The organism is Streptomyces sp. NPDC096012, assembly GCF_040426375.1.
In the GTDB taxonomy this organism is placed as follows: Bacteria; Actinomycetota; Actinomycetes; order Streptomycetales; family Streptomycetaceae; genus Streptomyces.
Genome location: NZ_JBEOTD010000001.1, coordinates 137,601 through 145,527, shown reverse-complemented (window position 1 = coordinate 145,527; position 7,927 = coordinate 137,601). Strand labels below are relative to the sequence as shown.

The following is a 7,927-nucleotide window of genomic DNA, read 5'->3' as shown; positions in this document are numbered from 1 at the left end:
CTCATGGCGGGATAGCCGGCACCACGCCGGAAGAGGCGAGCGCGGCCCCCGAGAAGACGGCGCGGACGGCCCGGGGGCCGGTCATGGCGGGATAGCCGGCACCACGCCGGAAGAGGCGAGCGCGGCCCCCGAGAAGACGGCGCGGACGGCCCGGGGGCCGGTCATGGCGGGATAGCGGGCACCATGGAGGCAAGGAGGCATCGCACTGACATGAATCACGCCCAGCTCACCGCCCTGGGACGGGCGCTCCGGCTGCTCGGGGAGCACGGCGAGGCCCTCGGCGCCGACACGCCGGACGCCCGGCTGCACGAGATCAAGGCCGACCTGCGCAGGGCGCTCGACCTGGTGGAGGAGAGCGCCTCGGGCAGTGCGCCCAGCACCCGGTGCCCGGAGCACCCGCAGGGTCCGGTCGACACGAGCGCACCCGATCTGTGCCTGCTCTGCGAGACCCGGCGGCGGGCCGCCCGGCGCTCGGAGTACCAGAGCGGCAGGCCGCGCCCGGGGGAGCCGGTCGCTCAGGCGCCGTCCCGCTACGGCGTGCGCGGTGACCGGCCGCAGCCCCAGCAGCGCTGGCTGCCGGAGCTGTGGAACGGGCAGGAGTGGCAGCTGTGCGGGACGCCGAGGAGGGACCGGCGCGAGGCCGAGGCGTACCTCGCCGCGCAACGGCGTGGCTCCCGGCCCGCCATGGCGTACCGGCTCGTGCACGAGTTCACCGACTACGAGGTGCTGCGGGTGTGGGGCACGCCGGTGCGCGTCGAGATCGAGCCCATGGGCAATCTGTAGCCGCCGTCAGGGCAGCAGGGGCAGGGGCCGGAACTGGTGCCCCTCCCAGATGCGTCTGCGCCGGGCCTGCGGGTCCGGCAGTACCTTCGGCTCGGCGTCCAGCACCCGCACCGGGCGGGTGCGGGTGTCGTACCGCGGCCAGCCGGGGTCGCCGGTGTGCGCGAACGCCGTCCAGGAGCGGCGGAAGACGGCGGAGAGGTGCTCCGCCTGCGGGGTCGGTCTGCCGCCGGGGAAGAGCAGGCGTCCCAGATCCGCGTCGAACGTGCCGAAGAGCAGCGGCACGTCCAGGCCGTGGCAGGCGCCCAGCGCGCCGTCGCCTCCCGGGGCGGGCCAGGTCAGTTCGTACAGGTGGGACCGGCCGCCGCCGGCCAGTTGGGCCTCGGCCAGCCGCACACTCGGCATGCCGAACAGCCAGTCCGTCTGGACGTGTTCGAACAGCTCGTCGGGGGACGCCTCGGGGAACGCCTCGCGGTAGGCGCGCTCGCCGGCCTCGCCGCCCGGGGCCAGCAGGCGCAGGGCCGCCGCCGCCCGGTCCTCGGTGACGCTGCCGAGCATGCCGGCGATGAACATGAACAGGCGGAACTCGTGGCGGTTGTGGCCCACCAGCAGGTCCACCCCGCGCGCCGCGCCCGAGGCCAGCGCCTGCCAGGGGGTGGTGGGCAGGACGTCGCCGTCGACCACCGGGGAGAAGGGGGTGGCCGTGGGCGCGGCCCGGCCCCAGCGGTCCTGGTACTGGTACATCTTGGCCGCCAGCGCCTGCCCGGCCTCGGGGAGCCGGCGCGGATCCAGGCCGGCCACGTCGGCCGCGGTGGGCTGCCGGCCCGCCTCCGCCGCCAGTGCCGTCGCCATGTCGCGGGCCAGGTCGGGCGAGAAGAACGTGCCGGGGACGCTCTGCGCCACCGCGCGGTGGAACAGCCCCCGCGCCCGCTCCATCGCCAGCAGGGAGGCGACGGAGCCGGCGCCCGCCGACTCGCCGAGGACCGTGACCCGGGCCGGGTCGCCGCCGAACGCGCCGATGTTCTCCTGCACCCACTCCAGGGCCGCCACCTGGTCCAGCAGACCGCGGTTGGCCGGGGCGCCCTCCCAGAGGCCGAAACCCTCCATGCCGACGCGGTAGTTGAAGGTGACGACCACGACGTCGCCCTCCTGGGCCAGGCGCCGGGCGTCGTACCCCGGCTGGCCGCCGTGGCCCAGTTTGTACGCGCCGCCGTGAATCCACACCATCACCGGGCGGGCGGCGGACGGGTCCGGGGCGGGGGTCCACACGTTCAGCGTGAGCCAGTCGTCGCCCATGGGGCCGAGCGGGCCTGCCGCGCGGCCCAGGACGCCCGTCTCCTGCGGGGGCGGCGGCCCGAACGCGAACGCCTCCCGGGTGCCGTCCCAGCGGCGGGCCCGGCGCGGGGCCTGGAAGCGGGCCGCGCCCACCGGCGGCTCAGCGAAGGGAATGCCCCGGAACACCGCCAGGCCCTGCTCGCGCAGGCCGCGCACCGCGCCGCAGGCGGTGCGCACCACGGGGTCGCCGGTGTCCGGGGCCAGGGACTCGCTCGTCGTCATGCTCGCTCCTCACTGGTCATGAGGAGAACGGACGGGAGCGATCACGAGTGCCCGTCAGCTGAGGGTCTTCAGCGCGGCGGCGTCGTACGCCGTCAGCTCGTCGAAGCGGTCGGAGAGGACCTTGGCCGCCCACTCGGGGTCCTGCAGCAGGGCGCGGCCGACGGCGACGAGGTCGAACTCGTCGGCCTCCAGGCGGTCGAGGAGGTTGTCGATGGCCTTGACCTGGGAGCCCTCGCCCTGGAAGGCGCCGATGAAGTCGCCGTCGAGGCCGACCGAGCCGACCGTGATGACCGGCTTGCCGGTGATCTTCTTCGTCCAGCCGGCGAGGTTGAGGTCGGAGCCCTCGAACTCCGGCAGCCAGTAACGGCGGGTGGAGGCGTGGAAGGCGTCGACGCCGGCGGCGGCCAGCGGGGTGAGGATCGCCTCCAGCTCCTCGGGGGTCTCGGCGAGGCGGGCGGTGTAGTCCTGCTGCTTCCACTGCGAGTAGCGGAAGAGGACCGGGAACTCGGGGGACACGGCCTCGCGGACCGCGGCGACGACCTCCGCCGAGAACCGGGCGCGGGCAGCCGGGTCGCCGCCGTACGCGTCGGTGCGGCGGTTGGTGCCCGCCCACAGGAACTGGTCGAGGAGGTAGCCGTGGGCGCCGTGGATCTCGACGCCGTCGAAGCCGATGCGCTCGGCGGCCGCGGCGGCCTCGGCGAACGCGCCGATCACGGCGTCCAGGTCCGCCTGCGTCATCGTCTTGCCGGTGGGCTCGGCACCCGCGGTGACCAGGCCGGAGGGGCCGACGGCGGGGGCGTCCGGGAAGGGCGGGTCGCCCTGCTTGCGGACCATGCCGATGTGCCACAGCTGCGGGACGATCGTGCCGCCCGCCGCGTGCACGTCCTCGGCGACCCGGGCCCAGCCCGCGAGCTGCTCCTCGCCGTGGAAGCGCGGGACGCTGTCGCTCTGGCCGGCCGACTCGTGGCCGACGTAGGTGCCCTCGGTGACGATCAGGCCGACGCCCGCGGCCGCGCGGCGCGCGTAGTAGGACCGCACGTCGTCGCCGGGGACGCCGCCCGGGGAGAACATCCGGGTCATCGGCGCCATCGCGATCCGGTTGGGAACGGTGAGGCCGTTCAGCGCGATCGGACGCGAGAGGATCCTGGCCGCACGGGAGGCGGGCTCGGTGACGGTGACGGTCACGTGGGGGCTCCTGAGAGGTAAGAGTGGAAACCGACTGGTATGTGCGCACGCATTGTTGCACCACATGAAGCAACAGTCGCCACGCTCCCCGCATTCCCGCCCCGGCCCCCGATCCGGCGACGGAAAAAGCCCGAGGGCGGTCTCCCCTGTCGTGCGACAGGGGAGACCGCCCTCGGTCAGGACGCGATCGGCCGTGAGGCGGATCAGAAGTCCATGTCACCGCCCGGCATGCCGCCGCCGGCCGGCGCGGCGGCCTTCTCCGGCTTGTCGGCGATGACGGCCTCGGTGGTGAGGAACAGCGCGGCGATGGAGGCGGCGTTCTGCAGCGCGGAACGGGTCACCTTCGCCGGGTCGATGATGCCCTCGGCGACCAGGTCGACGTACTCGCCGGTCGCGGCGTTCAGGCCGTGGCCCGGGGTCAGGTTGCGCACCTTCTCCACCACGACACCGCCCTCGAGGCCGGCGTTGACGGCGATCTGCTTCAGCGGGGCCTCGAGCGCGATGCGCACGGCGTTGGCGCCGGTCGCCTCGTCACCCTCGAGCTCCAGCTTCTCGAAGACCTGGGAGGCCTGCAGCAGGGCCACGCCACCACCGGCGACGATGCCCTCCTCGACGGCGGCCTTCGCGTTGCGGACGGCGTCCTCGATGCGGTGCTTGCGCTCCTTGAGCTCCACCTCGGTGGCGGCACCGGCCTTGATGACCGCGACACCGCCGGCGAGCTTCGCCAGGCGCTCCTGCAGCTTCTCGCGGTCGTAGTCCGAGTCGCTGTTCTCGATCTCGGCGCGGATCTGGTTCACGCGGCCCTGCACCTGCTCGGAGGAGCCGGCACCGTCCACGATGGTGGTCTCGTCCTTGGTGACGACGACCTTGCGGGCGCGGCCCAGGAGGTCCAGGGTCGCGTTCTCCAGCTTGAGGCCGACCTCCTCGGAGATGACCTCGCCGCCCGTGAGGATGGCGATGTCGCCGAGCATGGCCTTGCGGCGGTCGCCGAAGCCCGGGGCCTTGACGGCGACGGACTTGAAGGTGCCGCGGATCTTGTTGACGACCAGGGTCGACAGGGCCTCGCCCTCGACGTCCTCGGCGATGATCAGCAGCGGCTTGCCCGACTGCATGACCTTCTCCAGCAGCGGGAGCAGGTCCTTGACCGAGGAGATCTTGGAGTTGGCGATCAGGATGTACGGGTCGTCGAGCGACGCCTCCATCCGCTCCATGTCGGTGGCGAAGTACGCCGAGATGTAGCCCTTGTCGAAGCGCATACCCTCGGTGAGCTCCAGCTCCAGACCGAAGGTCTGGGACTCCTCGACGGTGATGACGCCTTCCTTGCCGACCTTGTCCATGGCCTCGGCGATCAGCTCGCCGATCTGGGTGTCGGCGGCGGAGATGGACGCGGTGGAGGCGATCTGCTCCTTGGTCTCCACGTCCTTCGCCTGCTCCAGCAGGGCGGCGGAGACGGCCTCGACGGCCTTCTCGATACCGCGCTTCAGCGCCATCGGGTTGGCGCCGGCGGCGACGTTGCGCAGGCCTTCCTTGACCAGGGCCTGGGCCAGCACGGTCGCGGTGGTCGTACCGTCACCGGCGACGTCGTCCGTCTTCTTGGCGACTTCCTTGACCAGCTCGGCGCCGATCTTCTCGTACGGGTCCTCGAGCTCGATCTCCTTGGCGATGGAGACACCATCGTTGGTGATCGTGGGGGCGCCCCACTTCTTCTCGAGGACGACGTTGCGGCCCTTGGGGCCGAGCGTCACCTTCACGGCGTCCGCGAGCTGGTTCATGCCGCGCTCGAGGCCGCGCCGCGCCTCCTCGTCGAACGCGATGATCTTGGCCATGTGAAGTGGTCCCTCCAGGACTGGGGGTGATTCCTTCGGACCGCGCCCGCGCCCGCGACGGACGGCTCGCCGACCTCGTGGTTCCTTGCCCCACCCGGTCTGCGGGCCTCACCGACCCGGTCCTTCGTTGTCACTCTCACCTTCAGAGTGCTAACGCAATGATTAGCACTCGGCATGCCCGAGTGCAAGGTGCGCCCGCACAGCGAACTCGTCGGGCGGCGGCGGTCGGGTGACGGCCGGACGCGAGCACCAGGGCGGACGGCGGGGCGGCCGGCCACCCGCGCACACCGCGGGCCCGGGCACGACGAAGGGCCCGCACCCTCTGCGAGGTGCGGGCCCTTCGTGACAAGAAACGTTCAGGCGCTGAGGCGAACCATGTCGGCCTGCGGGCCCTTCTGGCCCTGCGAGATCTCGAACTCCACCCGCTGGCCCTCCTCCAGGGTGCGGTAGCCGTCCATCTGAATGGCGCTGTAATGGACGAAGACGTCCGCACCACCGTCGACCGCGATGAAGCCGTACCCCTTCTCCGCGTTGAACCACTTGACGGTGCCCTGAGCCATGCCTAACTCCCCTATTACTGGCCCTTGCACAGATCCACACTTCGCGGACCCGGGTCAGACCTCGCCCCACCAAATGGACGGGGCGTGCGCCGGAACGCGTCGACCGCGGCTGAATGTATCTGTCCAACTGCCGTCTGCAACAGGTCAATCGGACGAGAATTCTGGACGAGGCCGGTCCGGAATGTGGCGAGAATTCGCCTGAATTCAGGGCAAGTCGGGCTCCACAAAAGGAGCAAAAGCCACATAAAACCCGCACACTTTGGCTACTTCTTGCCGGGTCGCGCGGTATGAATCAAGGGGCCGCGATCAGTGGACCGCGAGCGCGTTCCCCAACTGTACCGCGCTCAATCACGCAGAATTGCCCCCTCCGCTTCTCTCACGGAGGAGGCAATCGGGCGAACCTTGCGTAACCGCTGTTACCGAAGGTAATGATCGGTCATTCGGTCAGCAGCCGCCGGCGACGGCGGGAATGATCGAGACACCGGCGCCGTCGGGGGTCTCCGTCTGCAGGCCCTGCTCGAAACGGACGTCGTCGTCGTTGACGTACACGTTGACGAAACGGCGCAGCCTGCCCTGGTCGTCCAGCACCCGGGCGGCGATTCCCGTGTGGTTCTTCTCCAGGTCCTCGATGACCTCGGCGAGGGTCCCGCCCTCCGCGGCGACCTCGGCCCGGCCGCCGGTGTAGGTGCGCAGGATGGTCGGGATGCGAACGGTCACGCTCATGCGAGGCCAGCCTCTCGGAAGGAGTCCAGGGTCGGGCGGATGGTGGCGCTGAGGCCGGTGCCGGCCACCGCGTCCAGGGTCTTCAGGCCGTCGCCGGTGTTGAGGACGACCGTGGTCTTCGCCGGGTCCAGCAGGCCGTTCTCCAGCAGCTTGCGGGTGACGCCGACGGTCACGCCGCCCGCGGTCTCCGCGAAGATGCCCTCGGTGCGGGCCAGCAGCTTGATCGCGGACACGATCTCCTCGTCCGTCACGTCCTCCACGGCACCGCCGGTGCGGCGCGCGATGTCCAGGACGTACGGGCCGTCTGCCGGGTTACCGATGGCCAGGGACTTGGCGATGGTGTCCGGCTTCTGCGGGCGCACCACGTCGTGACCGGCCTTGAAGGCGGTCGACACCGGGGAGCAGCCCTCGGCCTGCGCACCGAAGATCTTGTACGGCCTGTCCTCGACGAGCCCGAGCCTGATCAGCTCCTGCAGGCCCTTGTCGATCTTCGTGAGCTGGGAGCCGGAGGCGATCGGGACGACGAGCTGGTCCGGGAGCCGCCAGCCGAGCTGCTCGCAGATCTCGTACGCCAGGGTCTTGGACCCCTCCGCGTAGTACGGCCGCAGGTTGACGTTGACGAAGCCCCAGCCCTCGCCGGCCGGGTCGCCGATCAGCTCCGAGCAGAAGCGGTTCACGTCGTCGTAGTTGCCCTCGATGCCGACCAGCTCACCGCCGTAGACGGCGGCCATGACGACCTTGCCCTGCTCCAGGTCGTGCGGGATGAACACGCAGGACCGGAAGCCGGCGCGGGCGGCGGCGGCGCCCACGGCGCCGGCCAGGTTGCCGGTGGAGGAGCAGGAGAGCGTGGTGAAGCCGAAGGCGCGGGCGGCCTCCAGGGCCTGGGCGACGACGCGGTCCTTGAAGGAGTGCGTGGGGTTGCCGGAGTCGTCCTTCACGAAGAGGCCGCCGGTCACCCCCAGCTCGCCCGCCAGGTTGTCGGCCTTGACCAGCTTGGTCCAGCCCGGGTTGATGTTGGGCTTGTCGGCCACGTCGGCGGGGACGGGCAGCAGCGGGGCGTACCGCCAGATGTTCGCGGGGCCCGCCTCGATGCGGGCGCGCAGCTCTTCGGTGCCGTAGGCGGAGAAGTCGTAGGCGATCTCCAGCGGGCCGAAACACTCCTCGCACGCGAAGACCGGACCGAGGGGCACGCGGTGGCCGCACTCGCGACAGCTCAGGGCCGCGGCGGGTCCGAGGTCGACGGTGGAACTGCTGGTGCTTGCAACTGTCTGCACAGCCATGGAGGCGAGGCCCTTT

Annotated in this window: 7 protein-coding genes; 1 reads left to right on the top strand and 6 read right to left on the bottom strand. The window is 71.3% G+C overall.

Translation table 11 applies throughout. The annotated features are described in order from the left end of the window. The first annotated feature begins 210 nt into the window (after positions 1-210). Positions 211-783, top strand: a complete 573-nt coding sequence (locus ABVB68_RS00745) for a hypothetical protein (protein WP_353598830.1) — start codon at positions 211-213, stop codon at positions 781-783. A gap of 6 nt (positions 784-789) precedes the next feature. On the opposite strand, the gene ABVB68_RS00740 is transcribed toward ABVB68_RS00745, so the two are convergent. The 6 genes from ABVB68_RS00740 to thrC all read right to left on the bottom strand — a co-directional run bounded on the left by ABVB68_RS00740 (position 790) and on the right by thrC (position 7,911). Then, complete coding sequence (locus ABVB68_RS00740) at positions 790-2,337, bottom strand: carboxylesterase/lipase family protein (protein ID WP_353598829.1); 1,548 nt, start codon at positions 2,335-2,337, stop codon at positions 790-792. Positions 2,338-2,391: 54 nt separating this feature from the next. Beyond that, a complete protein-coding gene (locus tag ABVB68_RS00735) occupies positions 2,392-3,522 on the bottom strand; it encodes an NADH:flavin oxidoreductase (RefSeq protein ID WP_353598828.1) in 1,131 nt (376 codons plus the stop codon). A 203-nt stretch (positions 3,523-3,725) separates the two neighbouring features. Then, positions 3,726-5,348, bottom strand: a complete 1,623-nt coding sequence (gene groL, locus ABVB68_RS00730) for a chaperonin GroEL (protein ID WP_353598827.1) — start codon at positions 5,346-5,348, stop codon at positions 3,726-3,728. Between the two features lie 356 nt (positions 5,349-5,704). Then, positions 5,705-5,908 carry a cold-shock protein gene (locus ABVB68_RS00725; protein ID WP_004929928.1) on the bottom strand — a complete coding sequence of 68 codons (204 nt, stop codon included), beginning with the start codon at positions 5,906-5,908 and terminating at the stop codon, positions 5,705-5,707. A gap of 444 nt (positions 5,909-6,352) precedes the next feature. Next, the gene (locus tag ABVB68_RS00720) at positions 6,353-6,631 is read right to left on the bottom strand and encodes a MoaD/ThiS family protein (protein ID WP_353598826.1); all 279 of its coding nucleotides are present in this window, start codon (positions 6,629-6,631) and stop codon (positions 6,353-6,355) included. Beyond that, positions 6,628-7,911 (bottom strand): threonine synthase, encoded by a 1,284-nt coding sequence (gene thrC / locus ABVB68_RS00715; protein WP_353598825.1) that lies wholly within the window; start codon positions 7,909-7,911, stop codon positions 6,628-6,630. Before thrC ends, ABVB68_RS00720 begins: the two co-directional genes overlap by 4 nt. Between the last annotated feature and the right edge of the window lie 16 nt (positions 7,912-7,927).

Coding starts and splice junctions, on each gene's coding strand:
- ABVB68_RS00740 (WP_353598829.1), bottom strand. CDS start 2,337: ATGACGACGAGCGAGTCCCTGGCCCCGGACACCGGCGACCCCGTGGTG.
- ABVB68_RS00745 (WP_353598830.1), top strand. CDS start 211: ATGAATCACGCCCAGCTCACCGCCCTGGGACGGGCGCTCCGGCTGCTC.
- ABVB68_RS00725 (WP_004929928.1), bottom strand. CDS start 5,908: ATGGCTCAGGGCACCGTCAAGTGGTTCAACGCGGAGAAGGGGTACGGC.
- groL (WP_353598827.1), bottom strand. CDS start 5,348: ATGGCCAAGATCATCGCGTTCGACGAGGAGGCGCGGCGCGGCCTCGAG.
- ABVB68_RS00720 (WP_353598826.1), bottom strand. CDS start 6,631: ATGAGCGTGACCGTTCGCATCCCGACCATCCTGCGCACCTACACCGGC.
- thrC (WP_353598825.1), bottom strand. CDS start 7,911: ATGGCTGTGCAGACAGTTGCAAGCACCAGCAGTTCCACCGTCGACCTC.